Raw genomic sequence first — 15,418 nt, 5'->3', positions numbered from 1 at the left:
GCTTGCGAATGGCCGCACTGTGATGCTGCGGGTTTAACTTTCTGGAGCATCCGACGGTGTCGCCGCCATGATGGCGACTACCGACAGGGGCGCCGCTCTTATCGTCCACGCAGCTGAGCGTTTGTGCTTGATGGAGCAACCCGCGCTCAGCTCTCGCTCATAGCACGCGTCCTTTCTTGCGGCCGGTCCGAATTGTGTTGGGTGCGCCGCCGAATTCAAAACGGCTCGGGGCCGCGAAAAACGCGCATCAAGATCGGTATCTCGAGCGCAAGCAGACCGACGCCGCAGTTATCGAGCTCGTCAGGAATTGGTGGACTGTCATCGAGATCGGACAGGATCGGAATGTCATTCTATTCACAGCGAGAGGGCACAGTTAACCAGGGTCTCCGGTCCTCCACTATGTTGTCGCCACGAAGCAAGTTTATGAAGTGTGGCACTTTGCCCATTCAAGCCGTAAAGTTCTTATCGCGCCGTTTGCAAGACGCAGCACATCCCGCTCGCCGGTCTCGACCGAGCACTCCGAACGAGTTCGTAACTGATCATAGAGCAGGGTCCGAGGGCTATGTGCCAGGATCGGATCTATCTCCAAAAGGCGCCAGGCCTTTATAAATGCGGCGCTCACAAGAGCCTCATGAGGCGGGATACGCTCGGGTTGAATCCGATGCATGATGAAAAGAGGCCCCAGACAAATCTGACAAAGAGCGCAACAGTTATGCCGGAGCTCGGGTTCTTTGGAGGTGTAAACGCGATCCGTGCCCTCACACCCTCACACGACCAGTGATGCAGCGGATAGTTATAGAGGCGGTTTCTTAAAGCTACAATGACGGACGTACGGCTTTGATCCAGCAAGTTTACCCTCGAGTTTCGCGTAGTACTGTCTGTGAGAACCTCGTTGTCGATTGCCCTAGTTTAACGACCCCTCGTCGGGCCTGAGCATTAGCTGTGCCGGATAGTGCCTTGCACCAAACACCTGGTCATCAGTCATGAATCCGGTCTGGACCAGCTTATCGAGAACCAGGCTTGCACGCTGACGCACATTCCGAAGACCAATGTGCGAAGCGACATCGAGCGGCTCATTTAGCAAGCCGGCAAGGGTGGCCGCTTCGCTCAGGTCGATGTCCTGAACGCGCTTGTTGAGATAGAGCCGTGCCGCATCACTCACGCCGAAGATAGCGGCTCCGATCTGCACCCGGTTCAAATAGATCGTTAGGAGTTCTTCCTTGGTGAGCCGCCGTTCGAGCCAAATCGCGACAAGTGCCTCGTGAATTCTGTCCTCGACAGCGGCTCCATTTGACGGGAATAGAATCCTCGCAACCTGCTGGCTAACGGTCGAATGTATGCCGTCTAGGTTCCAATTAGCATGGAATGAACGGGCGATAGCAGCAAGGTCAATCCCGAAATGGCTGTAGAAGCGGTGATCCTCGGTCGCAAGCGTCGCCTTGATTAAGACGTCCGGAAGCTCTTTGAGTCCAATCGAGATGTACGTAGCGCAAGCGCTGGTCTGACCCGCGCGGCAGTCCGGAAGACACACAGTAGGGTCAGAGTCGTCGCTCTAATTCTGACCTGCGGTCTCATGAAAAACCGGCATTGTCAGGATCAATCAGTATCAGGCTGATGATCCCGAATGTTAAAGCCTCCGAAAGCGGGTCGACAATCACCCAGCGTAGCGGTCGGCCAACACCCAGCGCACCCCGCATCAGCTCCGTAACCATACTGGTGATTGAACAGATACGCCTGGCTGTTCCCATTATACGCTCTTGGATCGCGGCGGTCCGGCTTCGCGGCATCATCTGATTCACTTGCTTCTTTCAATTACCTGGAGTTCGCGCGGCGAAACGCGTGCCGCTGTCGGCATGCCGCTCGGCCTTCATGTTTCATGTTTTTCATTGAAAGCGCCGAAGAAAAGCTTGTGTGGGGCAATCAGACAAGTCACGAGATGCGATACGCTGCGGCTAGAAGCACACACGCAAGCTTGCAAATCGAGCATAAGCTCTGAGGGGATGAGGCCAGTACGCCTGCAGTTATGAGGGTGATCGCGGGTCGTGAGTCGTTCAGCCGTCACGCTGTATTCTCGATGGCATCTAGTCTGCAGCACCCGATGCGTCTTGCCAGCAAGCGAGTCGTTGAAGCAGCTTCGCTAGTCGGCATCACAACTGAAGCTGTCGCTTTGGTACATCATTGCTCGCGCCTGCGGGACATTTAAGTGATGGTTTCGCAGGAGCAGCGGAGTGGGCATAAGCCATATACAGCCGCGCGCGCTCTCGCCGCCTGCGAGAATGCCAACTGCGGACGGCATATCCGGCGCCAGAGCCTGCGATAAAGATCAGAGCGAGAAGAACAAATGCCATCATCAAGATATATCCATTTCCAGCACCGCCTCGCGGATCGTAAATGTGCTGTGCCGTCGTCATGAGGCGGGCTATGTCTCAGTTGAGCGAATCGAACCGCTAGTTGGTACAACTTGACGCTGGGTACGATTCAAGTGTTTAAGAGGTCTTGGGCGACATGGTTGCTTGATCACTCAGGACATTGTGTAAGACCAATGCTCGATTGGCCAGGTGTTCGGCTGTTGCAAGCTGTGTGCTCTCGGCGTGGTGCCCTAGCATATGTCCCTCACGCCAGAGAGGCTGACGTCGTCGCCGCCGCGGTCATCCCCCTTATCTGCGCAAATCCATGCCAGCTTTCGATCTGAACACCATGTGAGTGCACGCGACTGAGAGCGGTATCTGCAAAGGCCCCCCCGAGCTTCCTAAGAAAGGCGCTTGTCGATACGGATTTGCCGAATTTGTCTCGCCAGCCCTTGCTCTACTGGCCCATCTGCCATCTAGCCACAGTTACGCCGGTCGCATCATGACCGCCCTCGGCCGTGCCGCAATTGAAACCCCAGCAATTCGAGCTTGAGCCGAAGCCACCGTCCATGCCGATATAGTAGCTGCTCCAGTCGTACATCGCAGCCGCGACAGGCTGCGGAGCTTTGGTGTAGAGAGGTTGGACGGCCTGCGCAGGCAGATCCGCGCCGAATGCGGGCGTCACCGCGCCGGCGCCATATTGCTTACAGTCTCAGGCAACAAGGTCTTTTTCTACTCTCATCCCTTGGGCGCCCCCAGCCTCGTGCGTCTTTAACAAAGTCCGCGCGATTTGCTGTAACTGCTTCGCAACATTTGCGTCCTAAAACAATGTACGAACGAACGCTGCGTCAGGTTGCGGCTTTCCAGGTCATCTCCAACTGCGCCCCAATGCTCGGACGCATGCGGGCACAGCTATCCTACGTTAGGACGAAAAGTGGGCTGCTGATCTCAGCGGATAAAGCACACCGCAAGCCAAATGATGACCAGCCACACCGCAACGGAGAAGAGCAAGGCGCTTTGCAACGTCCTTGCTCGTATCCTGTGGCGCCATCGCAGGAGCTGAGATGAGCAACCGGTGAAGCGCCGACCGCGTACAACAGCTATCACGTCATCGTAATCTGAAAACCGGAAGTGAGACCGATGTTTGCGAATATACGCTAGCCGGTCAGTGGGTGAGAGGCACTGTGTCCACACCTCCCATGCCTCATCATCAAAACATGCGCTATTCTCAACGACTTCGGCGAGGCGCTCGTCAGGCTTCATGATGCATCCGCTGTTCTGCCCGTCGCAGATCGAGTTCTAGGAAGGAAGCCCCACCTTCGAAACTACCAGTTTGGGTAGGCTGCTTCAGGGAATCTAGCTCGGCCAGGACCATTGCTCATGGTCAACGCGAGCTTGATCCTGACGCGAGATCAGATCTGAGGCGTCGGAGCGCTCTGCATCTCGCGTTTCACGCAGTGCAGATCGTGAGGGGCATCGAAGCGCCGCAGATGCTGGGTGAAATTGAAAATGCTCCTCACCGACGCTGCCGCAATCGCGCTCGCGTCCAATTCAATTCAAGCGCTAGCTCGCGCGCGAATTGTCTACGATCTGTGGTGGAAGTTCTGCCCGGCAATAGCTTCCGCACATGCTAAGACCATACAGATGCTGCTGTCGGACTTGACTCTACGCGAGCACGCGCGTAGCCGCCAGTCTAGGTTGCGCATCTATGCTCGTCGAAGCGGCGGCGGAAGGCGTTCGCCCTCACGTGGGGGATCGGCAATTTCCTTGCTCGAGCGAGGCCGAATGCGATGTTAGAAACCGGGCGTGCGGGAACTCGGGGCGGCAGCGTAGCAGAAGGCGGAAGGAAAGAGAGCACCATAGAGCCGGGCGCGCTCACCTCCTTTGCGGGAACGCCAGCTCGGCACGTCGTTGCCAAATCCAAAGCCGGCGAAGAAGATCGTAAGAAGAGAAGTGCTGTCGTCATCCTCAACCTCTAATCCCGAGAAGTGCCTTGATGTGCTACGTCACGCTCCTGCATCGCTGGTCGACAATTGGTCGGCGCGATTCGGCAGATGCTTGATTCCGAGGACGAGACGCTACGTATGAGCCGAGTCCCTCCGGCCACTTCCATCCGAAATGCATTCTAGCTCGATGTGGCGTACAGCAGCGGTGTGCGTAGCGTGGCACAGCTTTGCGGATGCCTCCCAGAGCAGTCCACGCCGCGATCGTTGCATGAAGCGTTGCGATATGCCGGCCGATGTGGCTTGTCAGACTGGTGCGCTTATTCCGACGGCATTGCCCATGTTCCCTGCTGGTGGGCAACGGACAAAGCGTTTCAGGTGGCATCTGAAACGTGGAGGAGGCTAGCCAGCTGGCTGCGCAATCGGCGCGACGCTCGTGACACCCGGGTTGTTTGCGCGTCGGCAGGCTGTCGGCGGGCCAATGAAATGCAAGGGTGGCCGCACTCATCCTTTGAAACCGAGCGCCTAAATCATGCGGTCGTCGCCTAGATGCCTGTGAAGGTGGCGCGGCGATCTTTTCCCGCGGCATGCCTACTGACCATGAGACAAACCCGCTACCAGAACGACGCTGTCTTACATGGACCGCTCGGCAATCTCGAAAAATTGACGGCGATGTCTTCTAGTGAGTGAACCTGCGCCTTAAGCAGAAGTTCGCCAGGTGTTAGCCGAAACCTAATTTGATTGGGCGAGGAAGAGATGAATGTCTGATCGATGAAATCGCCAAAGATGCGGGCTACATCATTTGACTTGAGTTCACTTGTCACTGCCCGAGCGAGAACAAGTTTGGCGATTTGCATACGATCGGCGATGGTCCGGCGATCTGGCGATAAAGCTGCGAGCGTCTCGTTGAAGATGTTGGCCAGAATGCAGAGCTCTTCTGGATAGAAGAGGTCACCGTGCCCTTTCGCTGGGACTGTTCGCCTGCTCACGCTCCTGGCGCTAGCCTCGATCATGGTGCTTAACCAGTCTGGCCGCGATGAGTTTGCTTGTGAGTTCGTCCAGCAGCTTGACGGCTCGGAGCGCCGTGTGTCCTGGCAGATCAGCTGAGCCACGAGCTCCAATTGGAGAGCAATCCGGTTCTCTAGATGCTGAATGCGCGACGTGCAAACAATCTCCTCCGTTTTCGAGGTTCTGGGAGCCGGGCACAAAAGCTGGCCATTCGTTCCACTTGCGTCGGCAGAATCGGATAACTTGCGCGAGAGCCAATCGCTGTTGCTCAAGGTACAGAGCGCATAAGCGGTCATCGGGAGCAGAAGGAAGATGTTGATCGGGGTGTGCAGCGAAAAGCCGAGAAATCGAAGCTCACCGGCGCGAACGGCTGCCACGCTGCATCGTATCATCGTCATCGCGATGATGGTCAGACCGGTCCACCAGGGCACGGTGCCCGTGAGCGCGAGCTGAGCGAGCGCGGCAATCGATGAGATGGCGAGCCGCAGCGGGCCGAGGTTCTGTCCAACCACGTCCAGCGTGAGGTACCGGTCGAGGCCGGGCAGCAGGTGCAAACCGAGCAGGGTGTCGCGGTAGGTGCTGCGCGCCCAGCGGAGCTGTTGGCGCAGATACGGCAAGAGCGTGTCCGGGACCACCGTGGCGGCGATGGCGTCCGGAACGTACTCCGTTCGGAACCCTGCCTTGAGCATGAGGATGGTCAGATGACGGTCCTCACCGAAGTCGCTGGGTTTTCCCCGGAAGAACTGCGTCTCGTATTGCTCGAGCAGCAACAGCAGCGCGGAGCGCCGGTACATGGCGCACGGCCCACAGCAGCACATGACGGCACCAAACCGCGTCTGCGCCGCGCGCTCCTCGTTGCAAGCCAACCAGTACTCCATGTCGATCAATCGGGTCAGCCAGCTGTCGTTTCGGTTGCTGGCCTTCAATTGGCCCATGGCCGCGCCGACGGCTCGATCCTGCATCTTGCGCACGAGCTTGCTGACCACGTCGCTGTCGATTTCCGTGTCGGAGTCGACGTTGAGCACGAGATCGCCGAATGAGCGGCGAATCGCTGCGATCTGCGCCTTGCGTTTTCCAACATTGCTTGGCAGCAGAATGATGGTGAATCTCGGGTCATACGCGTAGCTCGCGTGGACCGCGGCCACTGCGCCGACATTTGCCGAGCCGTCGTCGACCACGTAGACCTGCAATCGCCCTGGGTAATCCTGACTTGCGATAGACTTCAGGCAAGCCGCCAGCGTGCGCGGGTCCTCGTTGAAGCAGGGCACGATGACATCGACGCTGGGCAGAGCATCGGCGTCGACCCGGTCGTACGGCGGCAGTGGAGCGTCGCTTCGCAGCGCATAAAGCGCCTGCGCGCTGTTGTGGACGCTGGAGAGCAACGCGTAGGAGGCAACAGCAGCGGTGCTGATGGTGGCAAGCAGGCTCATGGGAATCGATCTATTCAGTGAGGTTGAGGAAGCGACCGGATTGCAAATCCACGGTCATGCAGTGCTGGAATGAGTTGGGCGAGCGCCGTCACGGTCTGGTCGCGCCGACCAGCATGAGGGCAGCGTCCCAACTCGTCGGGAGGGCATCCGTCGTGCAGGAGCACGATTGCGCCCGGCTGGACCGAGGCCAGCACCGCGGCAACAATCGCCTCGACGCCGGGACGCGACCAGTCTTGCGGGTCGACTGACCAGTGCAGGGCTGCCAGTTGGGCCTTCGCCGACGCGGCGAAGGCCTCCTTGCTCCAGTCCCGTACGGCGCACGCATGTGCCGCGGCCTCGAGCCCGCATCGAAAACACTCTCCAGTTCCCTGTTCTCGCCAAGCGCTCTCGAGCGGCGCGACGCCTGACCGATGCGCGTAAAGCGCAGCCATCCGTAATCTCAGCTGACAGAGAGCTGCACCCAACGGCGCATATCGCCCTTGTCGTTACTGGCGTTTGCTGCGCCGCTCTTGCTTGGCCAGAGCTCTGAGCGCAAGCTGCCCATGCTGCTTCATTATTGATGTTCGATCCAGATTGATGTATCCCGCGCGCCGGTGGCTCGCTGACGCAATACGATACCTCACGCTGCGCCCCAGTCAGGATAGCCAAACCAAGAGGGGGCCTCGATCTGGGCGCAAGAGGTGAACATGTGCTCGCGCTTGCACGTCATCCGTCAATTGCATTGAAAATAGCGAATACGTCATCGCGCGCCTTGTCCTCAATCGTCCTTGCGATTGCAGGCGGCTAGCTATGTGGATTTGTAGATTATTGTTAAAATCTATTCTTTTGATGTGAGGTATCCATGCTGCGGGTGGGCCAAGAGTGATCAACGCTCGGCGGGCAAGCCGATGCTCTTGATCCACTTGATCAGGCTAACGCGATAGAGTGGCTCCGCATGCGACCGTCCTTTCAGTGCAAGGTCCTGGCCGAGCAACGAACCCATCGTCGGGAAACGCGAATCATGGTGCTTGAGCTGGATGACCTCAAGCGAGCTTCACACGAGCAAACTCGGGCGATTGCCAGTGGCGATGACGACGAGTGGCCGGCCCTTTCGATGATTAAGTTGCAGAGCTGAAGGGGACTCGCACTTGTTCGATGCAGCGGGCCGTTGAGGCTGGCCAGAGAAGCGTGTTTCGTGATGCACCACCAGGCTGATGGCTGCTCAGCAGCTCAATCGAATCGCCTCGCTTAACATCAACCGTGCACAGCCAAATGTCGCGGCAAGGGATCGACCGAGCGGGGCATGCATCAATGCATCTTGCGATGAGCGCTCAACATGCCGATCTCGCTAAGGAGATCCTGGGTGCGGCGGGGTTCGCTGGCCATGAACATTGTCATTGCAGAATCGAGCGAGCTGTATGCCCGCTCGCGGACTGCCTGCGGCAAATCAGGAGTTGCGTCGATCGCAGCGCGCGCGTCGCTCATAATCTTATCTTTTGCGGAAAGAAGCTTCGCGTCTAAAATCACATGGAGCGTCTCTCGAACGTCAGGTAAGATTGAGCTATCGCCATCGATCAATTCTCGAAGTTTCCAAAACATACGCTCGACTGCTACCATCGACCCCAGGACTGACATCAGTGTTGGTGACATCATAGGCGATCTCCTTCTCCAGCCAGAGTCTGGCGGCCATCCGCCAAATCAGACACGTCCCCGATTGACACCGACGTGCGAGGTGTCCTGAACAGGGCAATGACTGGGATTACATTTCCGCTGCTATGCCCCGGCGGGCGTGAGACGGACCTTCAAAGGGCACTTATTCAGGCCGTAATTTGGGTGCGTGAGATGGCGTCCAAAGCCGACATGGAGGGCGTGCGCCGTCTTCGTTTTGCCATACGCTGCAAGAGGTATTGGAGGTGGACATCTACTGCCAAGCATCCGTGCTGTTCCGCTTGTGCACTGCGATGGCTCTGTTGACGACGCCGAATCGGCTGAGTGGTCCCGCTCACGCAAAGCTGGTGATCCGATATCCCGCTGCTCGGAGCGTCGACGCGTTTCGTGATTGCGTGGGTGCATCGAGATCGACCCTCCCGAGTCGGCGATCGAGTGTGTTGGTCGTGCGCCACGTTGACCTCGATCAATCTATTGGCTCTCCATCGACCGCCCGGTCGAGCCCAGCCGTGATAGTAGGTTATATGCGCAGATCATTTTCATCTGCCGGAGTCCGTATCTCGGATTGATTCACTTTGTCTGTCTTACTGTCCTGGTCACTGCACGGCTATGCTGTGCAAACCGTGCATTTCACCCACCAGCGGCCCCCGCGTTTCTCCGCACGCAGCTTGCCGCGGCGGATCCGAGAGAGCACGGCTTCGGGGCTTATGTGATTCGTCGCCGCGAACCGCTGAACTGTGAGGTAGTCCTCATGGAGAGGTGGAGGGGTGCTAATGCCGTGCGCAGCCAGCAGAATGCGCAGTGCAGCCAACTCCGCCAGCACGATCTCGAGCTTGCGCGCGATCTCCTCCGTACGGTCGGAGCGCTGCCGGGACCGTGTCACGACAGGCCCGCTCTGGCGATAACCCACCACACCTTGGGTTCGTCTGGAATGCGATCGACGAGCCGGCGCGCCAAAGCGGGATCAGCCTGAACCAACTCACGTGTCCAGGCAAACCAATGCTCGGGCATTCTCAACGCGTGCAAAATGAGAGATAGGCGATTTATTGCCGTTAAGCCTTCTGTTTGCTGATGCAGCCGAAAGGCTCGCTTGGGTGTAAAAGCCATTTGAACGATAGCAGCGGCTGATCGAGCCATTCGGCAGCGGTGCTCATCGGCGTCGCTATTGCCATTTACTATCGGGTCAACCGCGAACTTATCGGAACAACTGTGGGTCATAGCCCGCGCTCTGCCGCTATGAGCTCGGAGTGAATCGCAGTGGCGGTGTTGAGGCAGGCCTCCAGTGGTAGAGATCCGAAGGCGAGCTGGCAAAGGAGATAGTTGGCGCCTGCCTCTTCGACGTGATCCAGAAGAGTTCGGCGCACCGAAGCGCTCGTTCCGACAACGCACAGTTCACTCTCAATTGCAGCATCCAAGGTCAGGGGCAGGTTGGAAGGAGGCGGGATGTCATTGAGCTCGTACAGGAATTTAAAGCTTTTGAGCCATGTTTCGTAGGCAGGCGCGGCGAGGGAGCGGGCCGCGGCTTCAGAGCTGGCGATCACGACCATGCGGAGCAACGCGAGAAATGGTGCTGAACTGTTGGCGTCACCCTCGGCGTTTTGATGAGCGCGATAGACATCGGTTATCTTGCGAACGGCAGAAGAAGGGCCCATGCACGCGAGATGGGCGCCATTTGCCGCCGCCCAGCGGGCGGAGTCTGGCCGATTTGTCGCAATCCATGTCGGGGGACAAGGACGCTGGTGAGGTGAAAGCGTCAAAGGGACGTCGCTCAGCGCAAAATGCTGCCCTTGGTACGAGAGCGGGCCCCCATTCATCGCGCCAACGAAGATTTGGGAAGCTTCCTCGTAACGGCTCGAGGCCACATCGGCTCCAACGCCAAAATAGCTCAATTCGATCGGCAGAGAGCCGCGACCAAGGCCGATCTCAACCCTGCCGCCGCTCAGGTGATCCAACATGCAGATCTCCTCGAATGCACGCAGCGGGTGGTATAGGTTGAGCAGCATGACCAAAGGACCGACGCGAAGTCGCCGTGTGCGTTGTATGACGCTTGACAGAAACAAGTTCGGTGATGGACCCAGTCCATGCGGAGTGCAGTGATGCTCCGCCAGATGATAGGCATAGAAACCGAGCCGGTCGTAGGCCTCCGCCAGCGTAAGGCGGTCCGCGTATTGCCGGGTGATATCGCGGCCGTCCTCGTCAAGATGATCAAAGATGCCGCACGTCAGGTTTGAGGGAACAACGTTTCTCACTCACTCATCTCCTATATAGAGCACCGGAGGCCGGCGGGTTTTGGGGGGCAAGAGGCGCTCCCTGCGAATGCGATGCATGTGCTGTGAAGCGGTTCTCCACAGCTGGTATTCCGGCAATTGGACAAGGACAGAGTCCGCTGCGTCGCGAAACTGCATCCTGTGAGGATCCGGATCGATTACGAACGGAGATGTGTGACGTGAGTGGAAGGGACCATTAGCCACGACATCCCACTTTCCTAAGAATGCTGCCGACGGCGGCAAGAAACGCATCCATCTGGCGCTTTGTACCGATGCTAACCCGAATGCACTCTTCCAGGCCGGCATCCGGAAAGAAGGCAACAAGGACTCTCTGGTCTTGCAACGCCGCCTGCCACCATCTGCCACCCTGGCCTACCGGCACACGGGCGAGGAGGAAGTTCGCGTGTGAAGGCGTTACGCAGAATCCGAAGTCTGCGAGGGCGGCCGTTACACGTTGACGCTCAAGCCTGACGTGGCGATGGTTCTCCTCATAGGCGTCCCGATGCGCAAGGACGCTCATGCCCACCGCGTGAGCGACCACATTCATGTTGAAAACGTTCTGGATGTTGCGAAGCCGCCCAATCAGCTCGGGGTGGCCGAAACCGAAGCCGACGCGAATGCCAGCGGCCGAATAACTCTTGGAAAATGTGCGCAGGACCAGAAGATTCGAATGGCGCTCAACGAGGCGTAGGCCGTCCTCAGGTGCGAAATCGACGTAAGCTTCGTCCAATACAATCAATCGGTCAGATCGTGTAACGAGGCGCTCGATCTCAGCGAGCGGAACAAAGGTTCCGGTCGGGTTATTCGGATTGGCCAGCAGAATGAACTTGGAGTTTTTAGCGGGACCGACAAGCAGCTGGTCCATCGGCAAGCAGTGAGGTGCAGACCAGGGAATTTCTATAAAGCGGGCCCCTTGCAACATGGCAAGCTTGCGATTGAAGGAAAAACCCGGCGACATCATTGCGACCTCGTCGCCCGGGGCAAGGAAGGCTCTGTAAATCAGGCTGAGGAGTTCAGACGATCCATTGCCAGCGATCACGCGATCAGTTGCAATGCCATACGCAGCTGCGGCCGCTTGCCTCAAGCTGACATTGTCGTCTTCTGGGTAGCGGTATTGCAGCTCAAGAGCTGCAATTGCGCTTCGCATCACGACGCCTGGCAACGGAAAGGGGTTCTCATTCGTGTTTAGTTTCACGCAATTGTTGTCGGTGGTGGGACGCCCCGACGGTAGAGCATCCAGTTCGCGAGCCACCGGCGAGAGCGAGGAAAGCATAGTCTGCAGCTTTGCATCCAAAGTGGCGTTCTCCCTTGTTATCGACGAATAGTTGAGGGCGTTCGGCGAGCGTACGTGGTGCGTGCGCTTTGTTCGGACCCAAGAAGGGCGAGGCCTGCATGAATGTGAGTGTTGGGAGGCAGACCTGGCTCTAAGGGCCGTACCGGATCAGACTCCGTCTCAAGGCCGGATAGCCATCAGCACGGATCAGGCGTCGCACGGCGTTTTCCGAACCAATACCTGTTTCCAGGAAAGAGATGGAAGGCCACGTCCCTCGACCGAACGGCCCAGCTAACGATTGGCTCGAACCCGCGCAATCGGCAGACGGACTGCGCGTGACTGACATCGTTTCAAGACGTACGTTCGTTCTAAAGAGGCCCTGACAGCTCACTCCCGAGAGCGAGGCGCGCATCAATTTCAATAGCTGGAAGAAGACACGGATATTCGTCGGCCTTCCGAATGTGGAAGTGATGCTCACTGCAGTGGCACCAGGCGAATGGGAACGTACTCTTCGGGCGGCACTGCGGGCGCGCACGATAGCTGTGATAGCATTGCTGCGAGGGTGAGAAATGCTGCGACTGCGGCGATTGCGAGGCACGTGAGCAGCGCGTACTCGCTATATCGAGGATGGTTCATCATTCGAACGCTCCGTGCGGTGTTGGGACGGGCGGTCAGTTCTGCTCGACCGCTTCGACGGTATTGTCGCGCCAGCGGTAAACGATGAAGCCAGGAGCGGCATTGTCTCCCTTGGAGTCGAATGCAACAGTGCCGATAGCCGTGTCGATTGACTCGGAGCGGAGGGCCGCAGCGACCCGCGTGGCATCTAAGGTGCCGGCCCGTTTGACGGAGTCGGCCCATGCTTGAACCGCGGCATAAGCGTAGAGCGTGTAACCTGCGGCGGTTAGGCTCGAACCCTTGAGCTTGGCGACAGCAGCTGCGCCTGCAGCATTCTTCGTCGGATCCGGCATAAAGGTAAAGAGCGTGCCGTTCGCGGCCTCGCCGGCAATGGCCAAAAAGTCGGATGTCATCAGCGGATCGTTGGCGATCACGGTCAGACGTGCGCCCGCCTCCGCGGCTTGACGCACGATCAGGCCGATCTCGTTGTAATAGCCGCCGATATAGACGAGCTGGATTCCCTCTCTCTTCAGTCGCGAAACGAGAGCGGTGTAATCCTTCTCGCCTGCAACATAGCTTTGTCGAACGGGATGCTCGCCGGCTGCACGAAGGCGCGATTCAACGATATCGGCGATACCGCTGCCTGCTGTGCTCTTGTCGTCGAGGACTGCGAGCTTTGCGCCTTGGTGGTGGCGGACGATGTAATCGGCCGCAACCCTGCCTTGTTGGTCATCGCGGCCGCAAATCCGAAACAGCGTGGCTAGGCCACGCTCTGTCAGACGCGGATTCGTCGAGCCGGGCGAAATCTGAATTACCTCGGCTTCGGCGTATATGTCTGAAGCCGGAATCGACGAAGATGAACAGAAGTGACCAACGACGAGCTTGATCCCGTCACTTGTCAGGCGATTGGCAACAGCGACGGCCTGCTTGGGATCGCATGCATCGTCCGCGATCTTCAATATGAGCCTTGTGTCAGGCAGCAGACCCGATGCATTTATCGAATCCACGGCTGCGGCCGCTCCATCGCGTATCTGCGCGCCGAGCGCCGCAGTGCTTCCCGTCATTGGACCGGCTACGGCAATGTAAACATCTTTTGCCCTGGCGCTGGAGCTCAGGGCCAAAGAAAGGAGCGCAGCAGCTGCAAGCCTGTGAACACGAAGGACCGACATGTAGGGCTCCCGATGTCTCGCGCTACGACTTGGTCTGCTTCGCCATCCTGGTATGACGGCGACCAACAATCCGGCGCAATGATGTTTGAGTCGAACTCAGGTTGGGTACGGATGGGCTCAGGTTGTTGCCAGGTTGGGCATAAGCATCGGGCGGACACGGACGAATGGACGTTCCGAAACTAGTCAGGAGAAGCGGTCTAAGGCTGACAGCCCCAATATCGAACATCCCGCCGATACCCGGTACTCGCGCCAACCTTCCGTGCTCGACAGACGTGTGCCGAGGAGACGCTTGGACGGCGCGGGACGATCATTGAGCGACGGGTTCTCGTGGAGAACTCTCACCGAGAACGTCCGTAAGTGGTGCCGGTCATCGGAGTATCCCTTAATTTAGCCGACGCTCTGTCCGTCGCCCCGCTGCTGCGTCGATGCGTTTAGAAGGTACAATGTGACGCTACGTACGAATCAAGTACTTTGAAGCGTGCTCGTCGAGGTTGATTGCCAAAGCTCCGCAGAGCGAAACACCAAATAGTGGGACAACGCAGCTTTGGAGGCGAACTGCTAGGGACCAAACGATCCTGGCTCAGACAAGGATCACCATGAGCTCATTGGGTTTGGCGACATTGCAGTGGGAGGGCGTCGCAACGGGTGCGCTCAATTCTTTCCCAGCTGGTCCTCCAGCGCGGCGAGGGCGAGATCGAGGTATCGCATGAGGCTCGCATCCCAGCCGGCGAGATTGTGTGGTTCAGTCAATCGCGTCAGCACCTTAAGTATCATCGAGACAGTCGAATCAACTCCTGCGATCTCAGTCAGCAGCGAACGGGCCTGACGCGCGATTGCATTTGCCCGCTTGCAGCACGGAGGCTCACCCTGGTCCATGCAGCTTCGCAGCTCGTCCCGAATCTTTCGCCACCGATCTTCGCGGCTAGCGTTAGAGGCGCACGTGCAGATGGCAGAGGGGGTACGCTCCTCAATCCGCGACATGGCATCTAGCGTCGCCGGCAGCTCGTCGACACTGACTTCTGTCTCACCTTGCGTCGTCATAGTGCGCAATCGATCCCGTAATAATGTCGCGCGCGCGACTTGAAGCTCAATCCGCTCCAGATGGTTTCGCAACAGGTCCGTGAGAGATGTCCGCCCCTCGATCGCCTTGCGGATCTCAGGAAGCGAGAAGCCGAGCTCACGTAGAGCGCGAATCTGGGAGACGCGTTGTAGGCTTTCCCGATCGTACATGCGGTGACCGCCACACGTACGTTCCGACACCGTCAATAACCCGGTATGTTCGTAATGATGCAGAGTGCGTACGGTTACACCGGTCGCCTCTGCAAGTTCTCCAATGCGCCATCGGCGCCGTCGTGGTATCGCGTTTGTCATGATCCTCAATTTGCAAGCCTACAACCTGACGTCACGTGAGAATCAAGTTATTTCAATGATCTAGATGATGCGTCTCTTGCTGCAGGCCCCAGGAGGTTAGAGTGCATGCCGGTGCTCAAGCGGCCGAGACAAGTGCAAGCATCAAGTACGCTAGCGACGCCAATTCGTCCCTCGCTGCGCGTTGCATGACCAGTCTGGCGATCGCCACGCGATTCTCGCTGGTTCGCATGCATGACGGTAAAGACGCGATCGCTTGATCGAACAGCCTTCCCAAGCTCGCGAGATCATCCGGATCGTAGACTCCGCTCGGCTTATCCAACAGAAAGCTCCCTTGATGATTGCACTCG

7 protein-coding genes and 2 pseudogenes are annotated in these 15,418 nt (G+C 58.0%); all 9 read right to left on the bottom strand.

Annotated features, from left to right (window positions below; genetic code table 11):
- Positions 1 to 904 precede the first annotated feature (904 nt).
- Positions 905 to 1,531 carry a transglycosylase domain-containing protein gene (locus tag AB3L03_RS11635; RefSeq protein ID WP_368508625.1) on the bottom strand — a complete coding sequence of 209 codons (627 nt, stop codon included), beginning with the start codon at positions 1,529 to 1,531 and terminating at the stop codon, positions 905 to 907.
- A 1,274-nt stretch (positions 1,532 to 2,805) separates the two neighbouring features.
- Positions 2,806 to 3,033: a hypothetical protein gene (locus AB3L03_RS11630; protein WP_368508624.1), complete on the bottom strand. Its 228-nt coding sequence runs from the start codon at positions 3,031 to 3,033 to the stop codon at positions 2,806 to 2,808.
- A gap of 2,502 nt (positions 3,034 to 5,535) precedes the next feature.
- Positions 5,536 to 6,729 (bottom strand): annotated as a pseudogene (gene nodC / locus AB3L03_RS11625) (chitooligosaccharide synthase NodC); the annotation flags it as partial.
- 14 nt (positions 6,730 to 6,743) lie between these two features.
- Positions 6,744 to 7,060 (bottom strand): annotated as a pseudogene (locus tag AB3L03_RS11620) (chitooligosaccharide deacetylase NodB); the annotation flags it as partial.
- A gap of 956 nt (positions 7,061 to 8,016) precedes the next feature.
- Positions 8,017 to 8,361 (bottom strand): hypothetical protein, encoded by a 345-nt coding sequence (locus tag AB3L03_RS11615; RefSeq protein WP_368508623.1) that lies wholly within the window; start codon positions 8,359 to 8,361, stop codon positions 8,017 to 8,019.
- A gap of 1,229 nt (positions 8,362 to 9,590) precedes the next feature.
- Positions 9,591 to 10,625, bottom strand: a complete 1,035-nt coding sequence (locus AB3L03_RS11610; RefSeq protein ID WP_368508622.1) for an LLM class flavin-dependent oxidoreductase — start codon at positions 10,623 to 10,625, stop codon at positions 9,591 to 9,593.
- 214 nt (positions 10,626 to 10,839) lie between these two features.
- The gene (hisC, locus tag AB3L03_RS11605) at positions 10,840 to 11,916 is read right to left on the bottom strand and encodes a histidinol-phosphate transaminase (protein ID WP_368509037.1); all 1,077 of its coding nucleotides are present in this window, start codon (positions 11,914 to 11,916) and stop codon (positions 10,840 to 10,842) included.
- Positions 11,917 to 12,587: 671 nt separating this feature from the next.
- Positions 12,588 to 13,700 (bottom strand): branched-chain amino acid ABC transporter substrate-binding protein, encoded by a 1,113-nt coding sequence (locus tag AB3L03_RS11600; RefSeq protein ID WP_085383209.1) that lies wholly within the window; start codon positions 13,698 to 13,700, stop codon positions 12,588 to 12,590.
- 651 nt (positions 13,701 to 14,351) lie between these two features.
- Positions 14,352 to 15,071, bottom strand: coding sequence for a MerR family transcriptional regulator (locus tag AB3L03_RS11595; RefSeq protein WP_368508621.1), 720 nt, complete (start codon positions 15,069 to 15,071; stop codon positions 14,352 to 14,354).
- Between the last annotated feature and the right edge of the window lie 347 nt (positions 15,072 to 15,418).

This window comes from Bradyrhizobium lupini (assembly GCF_040939785.1).
Classification (GTDB): Bacteria; Pseudomonadota; Alphaproteobacteria; order Rhizobiales; family Xanthobacteraceae; genus Bradyrhizobium; species Bradyrhizobium canariense_D.
This window is presented reverse-complemented; position numbering and strand designations above follow the sequence as displayed.

Coding starts and splice junctions, on each gene's coding strand:
- AB3L03_RS11615 (WP_368508623.1), bottom strand. CDS start 8,361: ATGATGTCACCAACACTGATGTCAGTCCTGGGGTCGATGGTAGCAGTC.
- hisC (WP_368509037.1), bottom strand. CDS start 11,916: ATGCTTTCCTCGCTCTCGCCGGTGGCTCGCGAACTGGATGCTCTACCG.
- AB3L03_RS11600 (WP_085383209.1), bottom strand. CDS start 13,700: ATGTCGGTCCTTCGTGTTCACAGGCTTGCAGCTGCTGCGCTCCTTTCT.
- AB3L03_RS11595 (WP_368508621.1), bottom strand. CDS start 15,071: ATGACAAACGCGATACCACGACGGCGCCGATGGCGCATTGGAGAACTT.